The sequence below is a fragment of the Thalassobacterium sedimentorum genome (assembly GCF_031127905.1).
GTDB lineage: Bacteria > Verrucomicrobiota > Verrucomicrobiia > Opitutales > Coraliomargaritaceae > Thalassobacterium > Thalassobacterium sedimentorum.
This window is the reverse complement of the sequence record NZ_JARXIC010000015.1, coordinates 1-19,772: the sequence shown is the minus strand read 5'-3', so window position 1 is coordinate 19,772 and position 19,772 is coordinate 1. Positions and strand designations below refer to the sequence as shown.

Genomic DNA, 19,772 nt, shown 5'->3' with positions numbered 1-19,772 from the left:
AATCGTTCAGCGAATCGTAATGTAGGGCTCGATCGGACGATTACAGTTTGCTGAAGCCACAAAGGCATCGCGATACTCAGAACTGTGAAAGAGATAAAGTGCATAGCCCCCCCAGCCACCGCCCGAGTATTTACGGCCCACACAGCCTTCAGCCTCCGGCAAAGGCCGCATGCCCTCCTTCAACTGCATCTCATAACTGAGTGAAATTGCTTCGCCCAACTTTGAGATACTTGCCTCCATCACCGCAGTTTGCGCAACTCGCCCAGCAGCTTCGATCAGGTCATAGTCCCGATCATTGTCCGCATTGGCAGGGGTATCGTGCGGAATATCCGTGTAGTGCAAGGCCATATGCCCGTGCAAGAAGTCTCCGTTACGTTTAAAATCCAGCACTGGTTTTTCGCCACTGCGCCACACACATAGCCCAGTCTCACGAATGATCGCCGGGTCCTGCCAGCCCACCCCCAGATTTAGTTCACTCTCCACCCCATCATTACCATTCAGCAGAGCCCAAGCACCACTACCCCCGAGGCCAGACTTTTGCTCGTAGCCCCAATTCGTCAAAGACACCATAGGTGAAATCGCACAATTCACAATGAAACCACCTTTGCGTGCGTGCCGCGGCACGTCCAACCAGCCACCAGCAAAGTCCACCCGTAGAGGGGCATAAGCTGGCGTGCGAATATTGCGTACGATCGAAGTCGTCGATACGGGAGTAAACTGAGGCGGTGTTTTAGGCAACACCACATACTCGGCCCCAACCTCAGCACACAGCGCACGCTTCGCATCTGCATACTGATCATCCTCGGTCACCGCCAACACAGCAGGCTTAATCCTGAGAAAGTGATCCTTAAAATCCAGACCAAGTTCGCCGCAATCACCAATCACGACCTGATCCACAATATCAAGTGCACTCATGAGTGCAAGCTTATGATCCTGCGGGATCGAAGTGCGCCTTTTTTTGTGCTCCCAGAGCACCTGGTCCGAAGCAAAGCATACCGTCAAGTGATCCCCCAGCGCACGAGCTTCCTTAAAAAACTGAATATGTCCTCCGTGAAGAATGTCGTAACAACCTGATATAAATATTTTTTTCATGAATGTGATGGTTTCCAATCGACTAAAGTGACCTGTGGGTAGCGATTATCACGCCAATAGTTCCACGAAAAACGTACTGCCAAATCTATTGATTGTCCAAGCAGCGGTGGCTCGCCTAAACGCCAGGCGATTCCTGCCACACCTCGCCGAGCCCCTGCACATAAGGGCATACGAAAACGAAAATTTCCTTCGCCAAAGGCCTGCGGAGCCTCATCCAGACTCACTTTTCGTAAGCCGAAAACCGGCTCTGGGTTACCTTGCCCGAAAGGGTGCAAGCGATCCAACTCATCCAAGAGCGACTCACTGAGATCCGAAGGCTCGAGCCAGGCTGAAATCGCCAAGGAAGGCTCTGGTAGCCCATCCGGATACATGCACTTCAAACTTTCTAAATAGCAGTGCTTAAAGGCAGGCACATCACTCGCTTTAAGCGACACTCCAGCTGCCATCGGGTGGCCGCCCCAATGATCGAGCAAATGCGCACAGCGCTGAAAAACTTCCACTAAATTAACAGATGCCACAGAGCGCCCCGAGCCCTTCGCGTCGGCCCCCTCAGAACCGAGTATCACACAAGGCTTGTGAAAGCGACGACTCACACGGCTGGCCACAATGCCAACCACACCAGGGTGCCAATCCTCACCAAAGAGCACTATGCCAGGTTCATCCGCAAATTCAACAGCCGCACGCTCCTCAGCTGTTTTCGCGATTCCGCGCTCTATGGATTGGCGCTCCTTATTAATACCATCCAATTCCTGAGCAATTTTTAGACAGGCCGAAAAATCATCCTGCAATAGCAATTCAATCGGCAGTGAAGCATCTGCCAATCGGCCACTCGCATTAATCCGCGGCGCGATTTTAAAAGAAATATCCGAACTAGCCATTTCCTGACCACTATCAATACCGGCCACCTCGGCCAGTGCCCGCACACCAACGCGTCCATTTGCCCGTAAATGACGAAGTCCAAACCAGGATAAAATACGGTTTTCGCCATGCAATGGCACCAAGTCCGCCACGGTACCCATCGCCACTAAATCTAAATAATCTTTTAACTGAATCCCTGCAACACGTGGGTCCTCTGCTTCACGACGATGCTTCAACAAACCGTGCAATAACTTAAAGACCAGTCCTGCAGTACACAGATCACGCCAAGGCGCATGCTCCGAATCATTCACATGCGGATTCACAAAAATACAGCCCTCGGGTGCTTGTGTTTTAGTCTGATGATGATCGACGACGATCACATCTACGCCCAAACTACGCAAATAAGCAATCGGCTCATGCGCATTGGTACCGCAATCCAAAGCAATAAATAACTGCGGGATATCGCCATCAAATACTCGGTCAATCGCATCCCGGCTCAAGCCGTAGCCTTCATCCAAACGCCGCGGCACCGAATAACGGGGCTGTAAATCCAGTGTGCGCAGCATACTCACGAGTTGCACCGTGCTAGTCACACCATCGACATCATAATCGCCGAACACAACAACTGACTCCTGCCCTTCGATCGCCCGCTCGATACGTTCGACAGCCGCCTCTAAATTCACCATCTCAAAAGGATTATCCAGCTGTGCCAAGCGAGGACGCATGAACTGCTCCGCGCGCTCGCAACTGGTAATCCCTCGCTGCACCAACAGCTCTGCACTCACCTTCGACACCCCCAGACGCTCGACCAGAGCGGACGCTGCTTTTTCGTCAATGTCGATGGATCTCCAGAGCATGGGTTTATAAAATAGGGATTAGACTAAACAAGTAGGAGAGGATTCATCCTTCGCCCCTGAGCCAGATGGCAAAGGATCGAAGCATAAAGCCTCTCCTACGAAAAAAAGGACAATGTTAAAAAATACTACGCTTCTTCCTTTTGACTCTCCCACTCGTAGCGCTTCGGAGTCAACTGGCGCTCCTCTACGTGGCGGCGATCCCCCTTATGCCACCAGTAAAACACTGGGCTGGCGATAAAGATCGAAGAAAAAGTTCCAGTAAGAATGCCGACAATAAAGACAAACGATAGGTCGTTAATCACACCAGCACCAAAGACGTAGAGCGATAGAGCAGCGAGCAAGGTTGTAATACTGGTCAACAAGGTGCGGGAGAAAACACGGCTAATCGAGAGGTTGATGAGATTGCGCAAATCCATGCCAGGATTCAGCTCCAACTCCTCACGAATACGGTCAAAGGCCACAATGGTATCGTTGATCGAGTAACCCACGATCATCAGAATCGCCGCCAGCATGGGGGCAGTAAATTGACCACTCACAAAGATGCCCAATTCGCCGCAGATGACGAAAATACCAATTGTCATAAGCACGTCATGAATCGTCGCCACAACTGCACCGATACCATAACCGACCTCGAAGCGCAGGGCCACGTAAAGTAAAATACCAATCAATGCTGCCAATACGGAGATGAGCGCATTCCATTGAATATTCTTAGAGACTGAAGCGCCAATCTGATTGATACCCGCTTCTTCAAATGCCGCATCCGGAAATGCACTCTGTAGGGTCGCTAATGTTGGACGCGCCTGATCAAAGGGTGTTTGTATCTTGAGCACTTCACGGTCTTCACCAATCAAGCTCTGATAATGAGCCGTCACATCTCCCAATTCGCGTTCCTCGACGACTTGCATAATATCGCCAATCTCGACTTGTTGCGCGTAGTTCACAGTCATTTCATCGCCACCAGTGAAATCCTTGCCCAGAATATTGTCATGGTGAATGACCACACTAATCACTCCCGCGAGCACCAACAACCATGAAGCCACAAAGGCTGGCTTACGGAATTTAAAGAAATCGAACTGTTTCTCTCCGAACATTTCGAGGCCCAAAATGCTGGACACGCCCATTCGATGCACAAGGAAATCGACCATAAAGCGAGTCACAATCAAAGCGCAGAAAATCGAGGCGCAAATACCGATCGCAAGCGTTACACCAAAGCCCTTGACCGGGCCAGTACCCAGCCAAATAAGAATCGACGCCGTAATCAAGGTGGTGACATTGGCATCCACGATCGTCGAAGTCACCTTCTCAAAGGCACCTGCGGTCGCATTCTTAATGCTCTTCCCCGCACGAAGCTCTTCGCGCAATCGCTCAAAGATCAAAATATTGGCATCGACCCCCATTCCGAGCGTCAGCACCAGCGCTGCCACACCAGGCAAGGTTAAGGTCGCGCCCAAGCTGGCAAGCACTCCCAAAACAATCACTACATTAATCAGCGCGGAAACAACTGCCACGAGCCCCCCCAGGAAGTAGTAAACGATCATAAAACCGATTACAGCAATCGCCCCCCATTTGGCGGCACTGATAGAACTATCGCGCGCTCCGGCCGCCATAGTTGGTCCCACCTCATACATTTCGTCGACCCGCAGCTCGACTGCGAGCGGATTGTTCAAGACATTAGCTAGCTCAATGGCTTCACGCTGCGAGAAGTTACCGGTAATCTGGGCATTTTTTGACAGCACGCCCTGAATCGTCGGAGCGGAATACAGCTTACCATCAAGCACAATCGCTAATGGTTGACCGACCATACGCTCAGTCACTGAGCGAAAAACATCCGCGCCCTCGCTGGTCATAACTAGATTGATTTGAAAACCACCAGCCTGTGTCTGCGAAGCAAAGGCATCGTCCACAATCTCACCAGTCGCTTCTGGAATTAACTTCACAAATTGACGACGCTCATAGGTCTCTCCAGTGCGAAAATCTTCAATCTCTTCAGCAAGCACCTCGTAACCGACTGGATAACGATTCGCTGGAGTAGTGTCTGGCGTGAGTTCAGGGTGCACAGAGCGGAACTCCAAGCGCGCTGGCTTCTTAACCGAATCAATCACCTCTGGATTATCCTTAGTGGACAGACCCGCCAGCTGAATTTCGATGGCATTGTCACCACGTGCACGAATGACAGGTTCTGCCACTCCCATACCATCCAGACGCTCAGCCATAATGCTGATCGCATCCTTTAACTGCTCCGCTTGCTCAAACTGGCTGAGCTCTGACATCGCCGACTCGTCGATCTTCAAAGTTACACCAACCCCACCCTTTAGGTCTAAGCCCAAGCGAAGTTGGCTCTGCGCCTTCTTCAAGATGTGTTTGAGCAAAATATCGTTACGCTTCGCTTGATTTGCGATATCAGCGACATTGATCTGCGGAAAAAACTTAGCAAAGTCGATCGCCTCCTCAACTCCCAGGTCGCGCAAGGCAATGAAGAGCGTGGGAGACTCCCCGGCATCGACTCTTGCTTGCGCACGCTGCAGCACATCATTAAAGTCAGCCTGATCAGCAGTGACTTGCGCCACAATATAATCCTCAAAAGGACGATCCTGCAAAGGGGTGATGCTCATCACACACCAGAAAATAATGGCGGCGGTGAGGAGAAATTTCCAAAGAATGTTTCCGGACATGGGTAGAACGCTTAACGCGTGGAGTTAAGGTGAAAGAGAAAATTAAGCGGCGTCTTTAGCCTGAACCTTGTTCGCAACGAAGCCCTTGCCTAGTTCGACCTTAGTGCTATCCGCAATACGAACCACAAAACGATCGTCTTTAACGTTGGTTATAGTGCCGTATAGGCCACCAGTAGTGATGATCTCATCTCCAGTTTGCAGCTCACTCAGCATTTTATCATGCGCCTTCTGACGCTTGCGCTGTGGCGCAATAATTAGGAACCACATACCGACAAAGAGTAAAATGATCGGTAGGAACTGTCCAAGACCGCCACCAGAAGCAGCTTGAGCAAGAGGAAGGAACGTTGAAATTTCGGGAATTGGCATATAGCTTGAATGTTGAAAAACCGCAAAAGGAAAGGCAGTCGCCTCCAAATAGCAAGTTCCTATTCGTATGGTACGCAGGAAGCGCTCACTTAGTCGCTCGATCTGGCTAAAAAATCACCTCGATTGACTGCTTTTTTCCAGAAAACAGACATTGAACGCCCCGAATCAATCTCCCAGGCCCATCCGCCGCAAAAGTAAGCGCAAATGCTTGGGCGGCGCACAGTGAATCGTCGCGTCAGCATTCCCAGGAAGCAACTCCACCTCGCACAAATGCAGCGCAAGCCCATGAAATGAAGGCAAATTCACACCGGCGCGCTGCTTTTTAGGGTGCAGCTCACGCTGAGTGGGAGCAACCGGACCGCCATATACGGAGTCCCCCAACACCGGGAGCTCATTTACGGCCGCATGCGCACGCACTTGATGCGGACGAAAGAAATCAACACTCGCCTCCCATAGTGCCCAGCCCTTTGCCGACTCTGCAATGCGCTTAAAATCCGTAAAAGCCTTCTTCCCTTTAGCCGTAGATGGAATCATCTTAGGCTTCACATTATGCGGCAACAAGGGTGCGTCAGCCTGAAATGCGGGCTCCACTATTGGAAGTGCAGCCGCTACAAACTGAAACCGAAAACGACACTCCCCCGAACCAAAGCGATTACGCAGATCTGCCAGCGCCTCACGATTCTTGGCAAAAACAGCAATCCCAGATATGACTGGATCCAAATAATATACCGAGCCAAACAACGCCGCCTCTCGCCGCAGCAACTCAGGCTTGCCCGCTTGCAGCTGCGTATTCAAAGCAGAATCCAGATCCGGCTCATCATCCCATGGATAGGCACGCACCCCGACCCCAGCAGGCTTTTCCAGCGCGAGCCAGTCGGCGGTTTCAGCCAACACAGACATGCGATAGGGCGCATCCCCAAGCAAAGGCGGGGGGAAGCCAATCGCGTTTTTCTTATTAGGTTTTTCAGACACGTGAAGAGTACATACAAAATGCCCTCGGTTCGACAAGCGCAACCGAGGGCATCTTTAAAAGTCTAAATTAAAAGCTTACGCAGCAAGCAATCTAGCGCAACGTGCTTTTTGACGCGCAATCTTATTCGGATGCACAAGACCATTCTTGCCAGCCTTATCCAAGATGGAGATAAAATCACGTGCAGCGACTGCAAGCGCTTCCTTGTCACCGGCAGCCGATGCGGCGTCCACCTTCTTAGCGAAAGTCTTGAGGCGAGTCTTGACCTGACGGTTACGCAGAGCACGCGTCTCTGTCTTACGGATGTATTTAAGTGCTGATTTTGTGTTAGCCATAGCTGAAAAAAGTTAAGAGGCGGGAAAGTGCGGGTACCAAACGAGCCTGTCAAGCCGTAAAAATTGAGAAACTAGGAGAAAAAAGCCGCAACTAAGAACGTTTAAGTTATTGACAAATAATCATTAGCAACACGCCCAAGCCACCCTGGCTTCATTTCTTAATTCTTAATTCTTAATTCCTAATTCAAAAAGAGTGTCGATTTCGAAGTGCTGTAAGCCGGATTTTGTCCGCCTCGCGCCAAAGCGTTTGGCTGTGCGTTCATTTATCTATCCCGCCGAAGCGAAATTCCCACCGAAGTGAGATGCGACATACCCGGAATCATTGGACGGGCCGCCCGATCCCCTATTTTGCCTTGCACCGGATTGGGTTTATCCTGCCTCCTTCGTTACCTCCGGAGCGGTGAGCTCTTACCTCCCCATTTCACCCTTACCCCAAACAAGTTCGGGGCGGTATAATTTCTGTGACACTATCCGTCACGCCAAGTTGCCCTAGCGCGCCCCCGCTTTCACAGGGAATCCTGCCCTACGGTGTCCGGACTTTCCTCTCAATCTTACGACCAAGCGAACGCCCACACTCCGAAATCGACATTTGCACGCTGGCTCGCCAATTCCATAGGTGCAAGCGGTAATTTCACTTGAATGACGTACGACGCCAACGGCTGGCCTGCGCGATACTATACTGGAATTTCCTAGCATGCTCACGGATCAGAAAGGGCATATCCCACTGCGCATCCAGCGCGAAGGCTGGCTCCAGCGCTCGACGCAGCCCAGCAAAAGAATCCTGCGCCCCCTCGCCCAGCCAATTGGCTGAAGGCGTATATTCCTCCAACCATGTAAAGGGCGTGGTGATAAAAAGCTGCCCACCTGGCTTTATCAGCTCAGGCAAACGCTGCAGCAAGCGCACTGGCTCGGGCAGACGACAAATTAAATTACAAGCAATCACTACATCGAACTGCCCAATGTCCGCACGAATGCGCTGCGCATCTCCTTGCTCAAAATGCACACGGCTACGGTCAACTTCAGGAGCGACTTCAAGCATCAACTGCGTCGTAGCCGAACCTTCGTCAAGTCGCCTCGCCGCATGCCGCCCCTCGCTCGCCATACGATTGGCCGCATCAATAAACGCCTGCGAGTAATCAATACCCACCACCTCTTGACAATGGCGTGCCAACTCAAAGCTTGAACGCCCGACCGAGCACCCTAGGTCCAAGGCGCGCGCACCTGACGGCATCTGCGCCGCCCAATCCACCCCTTCCACTACACAACGCACGGGAAAATGCAGTGCATCACTCCCCCCAAAAACATAGGGAAACTGCTGCGCGCCCGTACCGTAATGAAACACCAAATATTGCTGTAGCAGCTCGTCGGACTCGTAGGGATTATTAGATACCATTTTGTAAAACGTTAAAAGTAAGCACTCCGGGCCGTAACACGACAAGAGCGGATGCCCAGCAGACCAGAACAATCGCAAGATTCTGGCCAGAATAAAGACAAAACCAGGCAGCTTACATCAGTGAATTCTCAATGAACGATTCGGCTCATTTTTTCAGGTTCAAGCAAGATGCCGTTGACCTTTCGCAGTAAATCAAGCATTCGCTACAACATGTCATCCGACACTTCGCCCTGGGGCTCACTCAAGTTTACCCATCAAAAAGAGATCCGTTTGCAATGGGAGCAACTCCGCATCCGTATCATTAAACGCGGCAGCGATCTACTACTGGTTGAAAAGCGCGACGATAGCGGCGCCGGTATCCAGCTCGGTGCCGACCCGGAATCTGACTTCCGGCGCTACGCCTTTCAAAGCCCGCTGGAGGCGGTTCATGTGCAACCCATAACTCCCAATCGCCCCCTAGTGGTGCAACCACTACACCCACTACGGCTGGCCCCCAAAGCCAAAGTCGATTTTTATATCTCGATCCCGATGGATATCCAACTCTCCGGTGGCGAAGCACCACAGCTCCACCCCTTGGAGCGGCTACGAGCCGAAATACTCTCAGATACCTGGTTTGGTGATCTCGCTGGAGGCGTACTTTGCTACGCCATCAAAAGCCGCGCTCGCCGCGAGCGCCCCGTCATTAACTCCGAAAAATCCGCACGTGCGCTCTGCAAGATTCAAATCCACAATCAATCGCTGGAACAACTGCATTGCACCAAATTCTGCCTACGACTCGACCGCTGCCACCTCTGGCAAAACGACCAGGAGCTTTGGACCTCCCAGGTAAACATACGCTACAACGGCAGCGACAACCTGAGCGCCATCGATTATGAGGAAAAAGCCCCCACCGAAATCTCCGGCGCCACCAAAATAACCGAGGCTCCCGAAGCCCCCCTGCGCGGCCTGATACGCCGCACATTTGCCGGACTCGGCCACTCACTGACCTAAAGCATGAAACCGCTGGACTTTAATACCGTACTTTTCGCCCTCACCGTACTTTGCATCGGCCTCGGGCTGGTCTTTGCGATCAGTCGACTGCTCACTCGCGTGCTCAAACCACGCTTCTCGCCGCACCATCTACTGCTCGCTCAAAAATCCTGCCTTTATGTCGGCATCGTCCTGGTCATCTGCACGACACTCATACAATTACACGTCAACCTGACTGCTGTGCTGGGCGCCGCCGGCATCGTTACCGTTGCCATCGGCTTTGCCGCCCAGACCAGCTTATCCAACCTCATCAGTGGACTCTTTCTGCTAGGCGAACGCCCCTTCGAAGTCGGTGACACCATCATCGTCGGCGGCACACGCGGCGTCGTGCTCTCGATCGACTTGCTATCAGTCAAACTCCGCACAGTCGACAACCTCTTCGTGCGCATGCCCAACGAGACTTTAATCAAAGCCGAAGTCACGACCGTCACCCGCTTCCCCATTCGACGCATGGACATCAACATCGGAGTCGCCTACAAGGAAGACGTCAAAAAGGTCATTCGCGTATTACGAGAAGTGGCCGACGCCAATCCCCACAGTCTCAACGAGCCAGTGCCACTCGTGCTCTTCAAAGACTTTGGCGCCTCCTCGCTCGACTTCCTACTCGGCGTTTGGTTTGAAAAAAGCAAATTCCTCGATCTTAAAAACGGCATCATGCAAGACATCAAAGAGCGCTTCGACGCCGAAGGCATCGAGATCGCATTCCCCCACCTCACTGTTTACGCAGGCAGTGAGACGCCCGCATTTCCGGTGACGGTGACAAAGGAAACAGACGAACTCAAAAAGTAGCGGGGCTCCTGAGCCCCCTCCCTGCGTCATCCCCAGTGCATTCTACAAGAATGTTGATTTTCGGTTTCCGGTAGGGACCTCTCGCTGAGAGGTCCGTTCGCCAAATGAAACCGATTGCCAAAATGAAACATACCGTTGCTGGGCCCCCAACAGACAAACGGCGGTTTTGGCAAAACCGCCCTACCTGAAGAAACTACCCTTCCAACAAATCCACCATATACTTCGATGGCTTGTAATGCTCGATCAGGATTTCGGTCTGCTCGCCGCGAATCATGCGTGCTTGTTGCAGGCGGATCTCAGGCGTCTTGTGGGGCGCGTAGAGCACATCGTCGTGAGACGCATTGGCGTGCTCTTTAAAGAGGTCGGGTGTAATATTGCCCCCGAGATGGTCATCGCGGCCCGTGGCGACGTGGATGGTGCCGAGGATTTTCTCGTCCTGGATATCACGTCCCGAGAATGGTAGCACTTGTGTGCCAAAGCCGAGTTCGCCCAATGCCCCGATCATGGGATCTTCTTTCAAACGACGATTGTGATCTTCAATCTCGGCATAGTCGCCATACACAAACTGCGATTTAAAAATCTTCCCCTCCTTGACATGCAAGAGCCCGATCGTGCTCTCATCATATTTGAAAGGAAAGACACCGTCCGCACTCTCAGGCACGAAGTAAACTTCGCCCGCGGGCAGGTTCGCCACATCTGGCTTGCCGGGAGGGCATAGGCCATGGCTCTTTTGCGCTTCCTGCCCATTGGTATGCAATGTCAGCGTGTAAACTTTACGCTCGACTTCAAAATCGATTTCAAAACGGTCTGCCTGCGTCAGTCCGAGACGCAGCTTTTCAGCTTCGGCGCTGACTACTTCGTAATCCACCGCGAGTCCAGTATCCAAAATAATCTGATTGAGACCGTGCAAAGTCGCCCCACGGAAGCCAAACTCCTTGCACTTCGCCGTCAAAGGAGCCGTCGCGGAGAAGGTCGAAACCGTCAGGATAATATCATACTTGGTGTAAATATCTTTATCCAGGCTCAGGTGATTCCCGGCGGGATCGTAGCAATCGTCCTCCATATCGAGATTGCTACCGCCCGTTTCCTTATAAGCGTAGATATCGCCGCCTGTCCAGTTCATCGCTTCAAGCGCTCCCTCTTTGAAACCTTTATAAAAGACTTCATGCCCATAATTCTGAATCGAGAGCGTCTCATCCTCGAGGAATTTAAAATCTTCGATGTCGGCCGGCTTCGGCAGATCAATTAGGATACAGACTTTTTCGCCCTCACCGCGACCGAAACAAGTCGTCAGTAGACGAGTGAGACTGAATGGAGGGAAAGTGCGTTCGTTAGCGTCGAGTATCATGGTTCGGTAGCATTAGGTGAATAGTTTTGCGAGCATAAATAGCTGAAGGCGGACACTAATCTGTGTCAAAGCTAGGTTTGACTGATAGGCCTGAGATGATGAAATCGCAAATAATTTTGAAAACTTACAAAAATTCCAAGCAGCCATGAAGCGTTTCTTCGACATCGTAGCCAGCTTATTGCTGCTATGCGCGCTGTGTCTGCCGCTCATCATCCTCGTAGTTTTACAATTAGTGAAACTGGGCCGCCCCATTTTCTTTCGCCAGACACGCACAGGCCAAAATGGACACGCCTTTGATATTCTCAAATTCCGTACCATGCGCAATGGCGCAGGCAATGACGCAGAGCGCCTCACCACATGGGGGCAATTCCTTCGCAGCACCAGCCTCGATGAACTACCGGAGTTATGGAACGTACTCACGGGCGACATGAGCCTGGTCGGCCCGCGCCCGCTGCCTACGATCTATCTAGAGCGCTACTCCGCTGAGCAAGCTCGCCGTCACGAAGTCCGCCCCGGCATCACGGGCTGGGCACAAATCAATGGCCGTAACGGCCTGACTTGGCAACGGCAGTTCGAACTCGACCTGTGGTATGTCGAAAACCGTTCCTTCTTACTCGACCTAAAAATACTCTGTTTGACCATTAGCACCGTGCTACGCCGTGAAAACATCTCTGAAGAAGGCCAAGCCACTCGTAGTGAATTTCTCGGCGATGAACACTAACGGCTGCCCCTCACGTAGAGCGAATACAGAGATTCACGATCCCGGGAACGCGAATCTCCGCATTCGCTCTGCGACCTGCTGACTGATTCCTGCTTGCTCGACAGCAAAATCACCTGTTAAAAAGTATACAATGGCCACCAACAGAGAACAAGTTCTTCAAATCATTTTAGAAACCCTGCACGAACTCGGCGAAGACCTCGAGCTCCCCGAACTACTCACAGCCGATGAAAACACGCGTCTGTTTGGCGCACGCAGCGCACTCGACAGCATGAATCTCGTCAACTTCATCGCCGAAGTGGAAGAGCGCGTCTCGGAAGACATCGGGGTCGACATCCTGCTGGCCAATCAAAATGCCATGAGCATGACCCACTCTCCTTTCAGAAAAGTCGCCAGCTGCACCGACTATGCGCTGACGCTCATCAACAAAGAGGAGCAAGCAGCCGAGGCATGAGCCGCATCGCATGCATCACCGGAACGCGCAAGGGGATCGGTCGCCACCTCGCGAATCACCTACTGGCGCAAGGTTGGACAGTCGTCGGCTGCAGTCGCCGCGAAAGCGATCTGGAACACCCGAACTACACCCATTTCTGTGTAGATGTCACCGACGAAGAGGCCGTCGTTGCAATGGTGCGTAAGATTAAGCGCGAGATCGGCCCGATCTACGCGCTGATCAATAATGCCGGCACCGCATCGATGAACCACATTCTGCTCAGCCCCAAAAAGAGCTACGACCGCATCTTTGATACCAACGTGCTCGGCACCTTCCTACTACTGCGCGAGTGCGGCAAACAAATGAGCCGCCACGGCGGAGGCCGAATTGTTAATTTCAGCAGTATCGCACACCCACTCAACCTCGAGGGCGAAGCACTCTACGCGGCCAGCAAGGCCAGCGTAGAATCCATCACCCGCACCGCAGCCAAAGAACTGGCGAACTACGGCATCACCGTCAATGCCATCGGCCCCACTCCGATCGAAACCGATCTCATCAAAAATGTGCCCGAGGCCAGCATGCAGGCCCTACTCCAACGCCAAACCATCCCCCGCTTCGGCACCTGCGAAGATGTCGCCAATTGCGTCGACTTTTTCCTGCGCGACGAGAGCGCCTTCGTCACAGGACAAACCATTTACCTCGGCGGGGTCGCATAAGCACTGATCATGAAAAACACTTGGTGGTTCCAACGCTTCACCGACTATGCGGATCGCACATTCTTAGTCGAAGGTGACACAAGCTATAACTATGCGGCACTGACTGAACGCATCGAAGCCTACCATGCCGCATTCACAGAGTCCGGCTTACAAGCAGGCGATGTGGTGGCACTTCAGGGCGATTATACTCTCAACGGCATCGCCGCGCTCTTTGCCCTCTTCGGGCTCAAGGCCATTGTCGCGCCCATTACAGCCACCTCCCCATCGGAAAGAACCCTTCGCGAAGAAGCGGCTCAAGCCCAATGGTTGGTCCAAGCGCAGCAAGAGTTATCAATTCAACCAATCGCAGCCACAAGCGCCCCGCACGACTACGTCGTCAGGCTCAAGCAGACTCAGCACCCAGGCTTGATCTTATTCAGTAGTGGCAGCACCGGCACGCCCAAGGCAATGATCCACGATGTCGAAAACCTGTTGGCCCCCTTTGCGCATAAACGCGCGCGTCGCCTGTGCATCTTGATCTTCCTGCTCTACGATCATATCGGTGGACTCAATACCTTGTTCAACGGCATGGCCACTGGCGCTAAAATCGTAGTGCCCGCCTCCAGAGACGCCCACGTGGTCGCTCAAGCCATCGAAACACACAAAGTCAAACTACTGCCCGCCTCCCCCACTTTCCTGAACTTATTTCTAATGAGTGGCGCCGCCGAGCGCTACGACCTATCCAGTTTAAGATTTATCACCTATGGCACCGAACCGATGCCAGAGAGCCTGCTGAAACGAATCAAGCAGCAACTCCCCGACACCGCCTTAATTCAAACCTTCGGCACCAGCGAAACCGGCATCACTCAAACTATCAGCCGCTCTTCCGAGAGCACACTCATCAAGTTCGACGATCCCAACACCGAATATAAGATCGTCGACGGCGAACTATGGATGCGCTCCAAGAGCCAAATCCTCGGCTACCTCAATCACGAGATGTCACGCTTCACCGCAGAAGGATGGTTTATGACCGGCGACTTGGTCGAAGAGGCCCAAGACGGCTTCCTCAAAATCACCGGACGGCGTGAAGAGCTGATCAATGTCGGCGGCGAAAAAGTCACCCCCTCCGAAGTCGAAAGCGTCTTATTAGAAATGCCAGAAGTCGCCGACTGCCTCGTTTACGGAGAGCCCAACGCCATCACCGGCCATAACGTCGCGGCAAAAATCGTGCCCCACGCCGAGTCCGACCCACGCAAGCTCAAACGCTTGATCAAGCAGCATTGCCGCCAACAACTTTCCCCCTATAAGGTGCCTGTACGCATCACCTTCGTCGACGAAGCTATCTTTGGCGAACGCTTCAAAAAATTACGACGCCCAACACAAACAAACTAGCAACCATTCGGCATCTCGATCCGCTGGCGTTGGCGTCCGCGAAAATAATACAAATCTTTAAATCCTTTTTCACGCAACATGGGCTGTATTACATCAAAAAACTGACCAACAGAATGTGGACGGTGTGAATCAGAACCGATGGTTAGTTTAACACCCATCTCCGCAGCCCAATCAAGAATCAGAGGATCAGGATGCACTTCGTAGTCCCCTTTGGTCAAGCCACTGGTGTTCACCTCCATGCACATATCTTCCTCCACCACAGCTTGCAGGAATTCGCGAATGACTTCCTCATGCTTTATTGGCTCAAATTTACGTATCACCCCATAAGTGCGAATCACATCCGGATGAGACATACTGTCATAACGTCCCGATTGCACTCCGTCCTTCAAATGACGGAAATAACTATCAATCTTCATCGCATCGCTCTTCACCTTATGATTCGAAAGCCATTCGATATAGCTACGGCACTGTGCATGCAGTGAACCTAGGACGAAATCGAAATTATAGCTGCTCAAGATCTCATCCATCGGTTCCAGTTCGGCTTCGTCCGGATACACTTCCGCCTCAATACCGCAGAGCACTTCGACCCCAAGCGGTTTTGCTTGCTTGGCAGTATTCTGAACTAAAGTAATATAATCATCGAGCTGCTCACGCTGCATCCGGATGCCTGCCTGCCCAAAAGCCTCCCAACGCATAGGAATGTGACAGGTAATCGTGATCAAATCGATCCCACGCTCAGCCGCCATCATAGCGTATTCGATCGGTTCACCCACGGCGTGGCCGCAAAGTGGAGTGTGCATGTGTGAATCAACGCGCATAATATAGACACGGGCTTATCCGCCTTTGACGAATGACGCAACCGAGAAGAATGAAAAGAATCACAGCAAATCTCTAAGGACGAAATGCCGTCTCAACACATGCCCCCCCGCAAATCGAAAAAAACACCGTGCATACAAGCTCCATCTTCCCAGATCGGATCTGCCATTCCTCTCAAAAAGTCCTCCTACGATGTCAACTCTTGCACCCTCGCGTTCAAAGCCAAATGCTGTCGCCACATGGACTACCCACTCAAGCCTCTGACCAACGTCAACGACCCCGATGCACTCATGGAGCACTTCCTTGAATATGCATTGGTCAAAGGCATTGAACTCTACCCCGCGCAAGAGGAAGCGATTCTGGAAATCTTCTCCGGCAAAAATGTCATCCTCAATACGCCCACTGGCTCCGGAAAATCGTTGGTGGCGGCGGCACTACACTTCCTATCTGCATCACTGGGGCGTCAATCTGTCTACACATGTCCAATCAAGGCATTGGTCAATGAAAAGTTCCTTGCACTCTGTCGCGACTTTGGCCCCGAAAATGTCGGCATGATGACCGGCGACGCCAGCGTCAACCGCGGAGCCCCCATCCTCTGCTGCACCGCCGAGATCTTGGCCAATATCGCGCTACGTGACGGCGATCAGGCAAAAGTCCATGATGTGATCATGGACGAGTTTCATTACTATTCCGACGGGGAGCGCGGTGGCGCTTGGCAAGCTCCCCTACTCACTTTGCCTCAATCACGTTTTTTGCTAATTTCTGCCACATTGGGTGAAACGCGCTTCTTTGAACGCGAACTCGAACGCGTTACCGGCAACGAGTGCGTCACCGTATCCAGCACCGAGCGCCCCGTGCCATTGGAATTCACCTACGTCGAAGACCCGCTCACAGAGACGCTGGAGAAATTGCAGGCAGCCAACAAGTTTCCGGTCTACATTGTGCATTTCACCCAACGAGCGGCATCCGAAACCGCACAAAGCTTGCTCAGCATTAACGTCTGCAGCAAAGAGGAAAAAGCGATTATCACAAAGGAGTTACAAGGCGCCTCCTTCAGCAGCCCCTTTGGCAAAGAGATCAAGAAACTACTGCGCAGTGGCATCGGTCTCCACCACGCCGGCCTACTTCCCAAATACCGGGTGCTGATTGAAAAGCTGGCACAGAAAGGCCTACTCAAAATCATTTGCGGCACCGACACCTTGGGCGTAGGGGTGAATGTCCCGATTCGCACGGTGCTATTCACCCAACTCTGCAAATATGGAGGCGTCAAAACCAGTATTCTGACCGCACGCGACTTCCACCAAATCAGTGGACGTGCAGGCCGCAAGGGCTTCGACGACCACGGCTACGTCGTCGCCATGGCACCCGAGCACGTAATTGAAAACAAGCGCTTGGAAGCCAAAGCAGCCGCTGACCCGAAAAAGAAGAAAAAGCTAGTCAAGCGCAAGCCACCCAAACGCGGATTCGTGCACTGGGACGAACAAACTTACCAACGCCTGCAAGGCGCCCCCGCGGAACCGCTCACTTCCAGCTTCCAGGTATCCCACAGCATGCTACTCAATGTGCTCAGCCGCCAAAGCGACGGCTGCGCCGCCATGCGCCAACTCATCCGCGACTGCCACAATTCCGAACAGTCCAAGAAGAGCATGCGCAAACAAGCCTTCCAGCTATTCCGCGCACTCACCGACCGCAACATCATCGAGATCATGCCTAAGGGCAGCGAACCGAAACTACGCGTCAACCTGGAACTTCAAGACGACTTTTCGCTCAATCAAACACTCGCGCTGTATTGCATCGACACACTCGGCCTGCTCGACACCACCGCCCCCGAGTATGAGCTCAAGCTGCTCAGCCTGGTGGAATCTATTTTAGAAAACCCCGACATCATTCTGCGCAAGCAGCTCGACAAGTTAAAAGGTGACAAAGTCGCCGAAATGAAAGCCGCCGGCATCGAATACGACGACCGTATGGAAGAGCTGGAAAAACTCGAATATCCCAAGCCCGAAAGCGAATTCATCTACGAAACATTCAACCGCTTCTCCGCCCTACACCCTTGGGTCGGCGGCGAGAACATTCGCCCCAAATCAATTGCCCGCGAGATGTTTGAGCGCTACAGCAGTTTCGCCGACTACGTCAAACTCTACGGGCTCACCCGTGCGGAAGGTCTGCTACTACGCCATCTGACCAATGTCTACCGCGTGCTCACCAACACCATTCCGCCCGCCTTCAAAACCGAAGCCGTGAACGAAGTCGTCACTTATATCGAGACATTGCTACGCATCACCGATTCCAGCCTATTGGATGAATGGGAGACACTCAAAGACCCCGACTATAAGCCCAATAGCGACGAAGCCCTCCCCGCGCCCACCGGCCCGAGCGATATCACTCACGACCGCGAAGCCTTCACCCGCCTCGTGCGCAACGAAGTCTTCCGCTTTCTACGCATGCTAGCCAACAAGGAATATCAAGAGATCGACGAACACTTTCCACTCGACCAGATGTTCCCCGAAGCCCGCTGGAAATACACCGCACTCAGCAACGCGATGGAAGCCTACTACGAAAGCCACGAATGGATCCGCCTCGATCCCGGCGCGCGCAATAAAGCCAACACCAAGATCACCGAATCCGAAGACCGCACAAGCTGGCTCATCGAACAAACCCTAGTCGATCCCGAAGAGCTCAACGATTTTCAAATCAGCTTCAGCCTTTCAATGACGGAAGCCAAGGAAAGCGGCACGATTAAGATCGTGCCCTTAGAATTAACATCGATTGCAGACTAAAGGCAGCGACAAAGATCAACAGAAGTCGTCCTCCACTTCACCACTCATCCAAACACCTGCTTACGCAGCCCCTGAATCACAGCCAAGCCACCCCAATCACCACGCATCGCATTCACCTTTGGAGGATGCTTGCGCCCACGCTCCATTTGCCATGCACCCGTAAAGCCACGCACAAACTCAGCCGATCCCAGAATCGCACCGTCAGTAAAATAACGCACCCGACAGCGCAGCATCACCGACTTCGGTAATTGACCGCCCTCTTCATTCAGCACCTTCAAAGCAGCCGCACGCTCCACCTCAGACAGGCCGGCATCCGCCGCACGCTTGCCAAAGATCAACTGACGATGCTGCATCAAGGCCTCCGCCAAACCAGCTCCCGACGACAAGTGGTCACCCCAAACATGCAACAAACCAGCTCGACATCCCATCCGAGCATCCACCTTCGATTTGGAGTCTTCTGTGCCCCCTAAGATCACAGAGCCAAGCGACGCCACCGCCTCCGCGTAGCCGCAGAAACGATAATCCTTAGGATCCTCCACCAGCCCCGCACGCACAGGATTCAGATCAATATAAGCCGCCATCGTTTGCAGCGGATTCCCATGTCCCTCCACCAGCACCGACTTAAAACGGTCCGCCCACAGTGTACCATAGCGCTTATGATTACGATTAAACCAGACCGAAAAGCGCTGCTTCACCGCCTTCATATATTCAGAGACATCGCCCATCCGCGCCAGCAGCTTCGCACGCAACTGCTGCGCCTCCTCAGAATCCGCCTCCAACTGAGAGCGCAGCACCTCAACCGAAGCCGCCTGATACTTGGTAGGTTTCGGATACAGCACCTGATAGCGGCGCATCAATTCAGCATCATCCACCTGCTGACGATCCGGCACACGCAAGAGCACATGAAAGTGATTCGACATCACACAATAAGTCAGCACCTGCACCCCGCAAAAATCCGCCACCTGCCAGATCATCTTACGCAGCATCTCCTTCTCACGATCCTTGAACAGCCGCTCCCCATTCACCACCCGCGTCATGCAATGGTAAACCGCATCCCGACCATGAATCTTTGTACGCCTAACCTTCATACTCCCCCACACAAGCATCCGCATTCCTTTCACTAAGTCAATCCATTGAACGGTGTCCAAGTAATCCGGATCAAAATGCAGCGTAGATTTGCCTGAGCGACTGCAGGGCTTGGCTGATGAAGCTGCCGACTCTGAGGTGAT

The 19,772-nt window shown here is 52.6% G+C and carries 17 protein-coding genes and 1 other RNA gene; 7 read left to right on the top strand and 11 right to left on the bottom strand.

Going from position 1 to position 19,772, the window contains the following annotated elements; genetic code table 11:
* Positions 1-6: 6 nt before the first annotated feature.
* From QEH59_RS10360 to QEH59_RS10325, 8 genes are all read right to left on the bottom strand, one after another.
* Positions 7-1,092: an adenylyltransferase/cytidyltransferase family protein gene (locus tag QEH59_RS10360; RefSeq protein WP_308985300.1), complete on the bottom strand. Its 1,086-nt coding sequence runs from the start codon at positions 1,090-1,092 to the stop codon at positions 7-9.
* Positions 1,089-2,807: a single-stranded-DNA-specific exonuclease RecJ gene (gene recJ, locus QEH59_RS10355; protein WP_308985299.1), complete on the bottom strand. Its 1,719-nt coding sequence runs from the start codon at positions 2,805-2,807 to the stop codon at positions 1,089-1,091. The genes QEH59_RS10360 and recJ overlap by 4 nt, the downstream gene beginning before the upstream one ends.
* A 125-nt stretch (positions 2,808-2,932) precedes the next feature.
* The gene (gene secD, locus QEH59_RS10350) at positions 2,933-5,479 is read right to left on the bottom strand and encodes a protein translocase subunit SecD (RefSeq protein ID WP_308985298.1); all 2,547 of its coding nucleotides are present in this window, start codon (positions 5,477-5,479) and stop codon (positions 2,933-2,935) included.
* 42 nt (positions 5,480-5,521) lie between these two features.
* Positions 5,522-5,845: a preprotein translocase subunit YajC gene (yajC, locus tag QEH59_RS10345; RefSeq protein WP_308985297.1), complete on the bottom strand. Its 324-nt coding sequence runs from the start codon at positions 5,843-5,845 to the stop codon at positions 5,522-5,524.
* 165 nt (positions 5,846-6,010) lie between these two features.
* Complete coding sequence (locus QEH59_RS10340) at positions 6,011-6,817, bottom strand: pseudouridine synthase (protein WP_308985296.1); 807 nt, start codon at positions 6,815-6,817, stop codon at positions 6,011-6,013.
* Between the two features lie 75 nt (positions 6,818-6,892).
* Positions 6,893-7,150 carry a 30S ribosomal protein S20 gene (rpsT, locus tag QEH59_RS10335; protein WP_308985295.1) on the bottom strand — a complete coding sequence of 86 codons (258 nt, stop codon included), beginning with the start codon at positions 7,148-7,150 and terminating at the stop codon, positions 6,893-6,895.
* Positions 7,151-7,347: 197 nt separating this feature from the next.
* An RNA gene (gene rnpB / locus QEH59_RS10330) (RNase P RNA component class A) lies at positions 7,348-7,731 on the bottom strand.
* Between the two features lie 50 nt (positions 7,732-7,781).
* A complete protein-coding gene (locus QEH59_RS10325; protein ID WP_308985294.1) occupies positions 7,782-8,543 on the bottom strand; it encodes a putative 4-mercaptohistidine N1-methyltransferase in 762 nt (253 codons plus the stop codon).
* Positions 8,544-8,753: 210 nt separating this feature from the next.
* Between QEH59_RS10325 and QEH59_RS10320 the strand changes: the two genes are divergently transcribed.
* On the top strand, positions 8,754-9,533 hold the full coding sequence (locus QEH59_RS10320; RefSeq protein WP_308985293.1) for a DUF432 domain-containing protein: 780 nt from the start codon (positions 8,754-8,756) through the stop codon (positions 9,531-9,533).
* Positions 9,534-9,536: 3 nt separating this feature from the next.
* The gene (locus tag QEH59_RS10315; protein WP_308985292.1) at positions 9,537-10,361 is read left to right on the top strand and encodes a mechanosensitive ion channel family protein; all 825 of its coding nucleotides are present in this window, start codon (positions 9,537-9,539) and stop codon (positions 10,359-10,361) included.
* A gap of 193 nt (positions 10,362-10,554) precedes the next feature.
* Here the strand turns inward: QEH59_RS10315 and QEH59_RS10310 are convergent, their stop codons facing one another.
* A complete protein-coding gene (locus QEH59_RS10310; protein ID WP_308985291.1) occupies positions 10,555-11,709 on the bottom strand; it encodes a M29 family metallopeptidase in 1,155 nt (384 codons plus the stop codon).
* Positions 11,710-11,854: 145 nt separating this feature from the next.
* On the opposite strand from QEH59_RS10310, the gene QEH59_RS10305 reads away from it, so the two are divergent.
* The 4 genes from QEH59_RS10305 (at position 11,855) to QEH59_RS10290 (ending at position 14,947) form a co-directional block, all read left to right on the top strand.
* Positions 11,855-12,430, top strand: coding sequence for a sugar transferase (locus tag QEH59_RS10305; protein WP_308985290.1), 576 nt, complete (start codon positions 11,855-11,857; stop codon positions 12,428-12,430).
* A gap of 130 nt (positions 12,431-12,560) precedes the next feature.
* On the top strand, positions 12,561-12,881 hold the full coding sequence (locus QEH59_RS10300; protein WP_308985289.1) for a hypothetical protein: 321 nt from the start codon (positions 12,561-12,563) through the stop codon (positions 12,879-12,881).
* A complete protein-coding gene (locus tag QEH59_RS10295) occupies positions 12,878-13,576 on the top strand; it encodes an SDR family NAD(P)-dependent oxidoreductase (protein WP_308985288.1) in 699 nt (232 codons plus the stop codon). The genes QEH59_RS10300 and QEH59_RS10295 overlap by 4 nt, the downstream gene beginning before the upstream one ends.
* A gap of 9 nt (positions 13,577-13,585) precedes the next feature.
* Positions 13,586-14,947 carry an AMP-binding protein gene (locus QEH59_RS10290; protein WP_308985287.1) on the top strand — a complete coding sequence of 454 codons (1,362 nt, stop codon included), beginning with the start codon at positions 13,586-13,588 and terminating at the stop codon, positions 14,945-14,947.
* On the opposite strand, the gene QEH59_RS10285 is transcribed toward QEH59_RS10290, so the two are convergent.
* Positions 14,944-15,747, bottom strand: coding sequence for a histidinol-phosphatase (locus QEH59_RS10285; protein ID WP_308985286.1), 804 nt, complete (start codon positions 15,745-15,747; stop codon positions 14,944-14,946). The genes QEH59_RS10290 and QEH59_RS10285 overlap by 4 nt on opposite strands.
* A gap of 255 nt (positions 15,748-16,002) precedes the next feature.
* On the opposite strand from QEH59_RS10285, the gene QEH59_RS10280 reads away from it, so the two are divergent.
* Complete coding sequence (locus QEH59_RS10280; protein WP_308985285.1) at positions 16,003-18,543, top strand: DEAD/DEAH box helicase; 2,541 nt, start codon at positions 16,003-16,005, stop codon at positions 18,541-18,543.
* Between the two features lie 44 nt (positions 18,544-18,587).
* Here QEH59_RS10280 and QEH59_RS10275 read toward each other — a convergent pair.
* On the bottom strand, positions 18,588-19,772 hold a 1,185-nt coding region (locus tag QEH59_RS10275), incomplete at its 5' end, for a transposase (RefSeq protein WP_308985284.1).

What these genes read in the sequence shown, in the direction of transcription:
- yajC (WP_308985297.1), bottom strand. Translation starts at nt 5,845, where the DNA reads ATGCCAATTCCCGAAATTTCAACGTTCCTTCCTCTTGCTCAAGCTGCT.
- QEH59_RS10315 (WP_308985292.1), top strand. Translation starts at nt 9,537, where the DNA reads ATGAAACCGCTGGACTTTAATACCGTACTTTTCGCCCTCACCGTACTT.
- QEH59_RS10305 (WP_308985290.1), top strand. Translation starts at nt 11,855, where the DNA reads ATGAAGCGTTTCTTCGACATCGTAGCCAGCTTATTGCTGCTATGCGCG.
- QEH59_RS10360 (WP_308985300.1), bottom strand. Translation starts at nt 1,092, where the DNA reads ATGAAAAAAATATTTATATCAGGTTGTTACGACATTCTTCACGGAGGA.
- QEH59_RS10320 (WP_308985293.1), top strand. Translation starts at nt 8,754, where the DNA reads ATGTCATCCGACACTTCGCCCTGGGGCTCACTCAAGTTTACCCATCAA.
- QEH59_RS10300 (WP_308985289.1), top strand. Translation starts at nt 12,561, where the DNA reads ATGGCCACCAACAGAGAACAAGTTCTTCAAATCATTTTAGAAACCCTG.
- QEH59_RS10295 (WP_308985288.1), top strand. Translation starts at nt 12,878, where the DNA reads ATGAGCCGCATCGCATGCATCACCGGAACGCGCAAGGGGATCGGTCGC.
- QEH59_RS10290 (WP_308985287.1), top strand. Translation starts at nt 13,586, where the DNA reads ATGAAAAACACTTGGTGGTTCCAACGCTTCACCGACTATGCGGATCGC.
- rpsT (WP_308985295.1), bottom strand. Translation starts at nt 7,150, where the DNA reads ATGGCTAACACAAAATCAGCACTTAAATACATCCGTAAGACAGAGACG.
- QEH59_RS10325 (WP_308985294.1), bottom strand. Translation starts at nt 8,543, where the DNA reads ATGGTATCTAATAATCCCTACGAGTCCGACGAGCTGCTACAGCAATAT.
- secD (WP_308985298.1), bottom strand. Translation starts at nt 5,479, where the DNA reads ATGTCCGGAAACATTCTTTGGAAATTTCTCCTCACCGCCGCCATTATT.
- recJ (WP_308985299.1), bottom strand. Translation starts at nt 2,807, where the DNA reads ATGCTCTGGAGATCCATCGACATTGACGAAAAAGCAGCGTCCGCTCTG.
- QEH59_RS10310 (WP_308985291.1), bottom strand. Translation starts at nt 11,709, where the DNA reads ATGATACTCGACGCTAACGAACGCACTTTCCCTCCATTCAGTCTCACT.
- QEH59_RS10285 (WP_308985286.1), bottom strand. Translation starts at nt 15,747, where the DNA reads ATGCACACTCCACTTTGCGGCCACGCCGTGGGTGAACCGATCGAATAC.
- QEH59_RS10280 (WP_308985285.1), top strand. Translation starts at nt 16,003, where the DNA reads ATGGACTACCCACTCAAGCCTCTGACCAACGTCAACGACCCCGATGCA.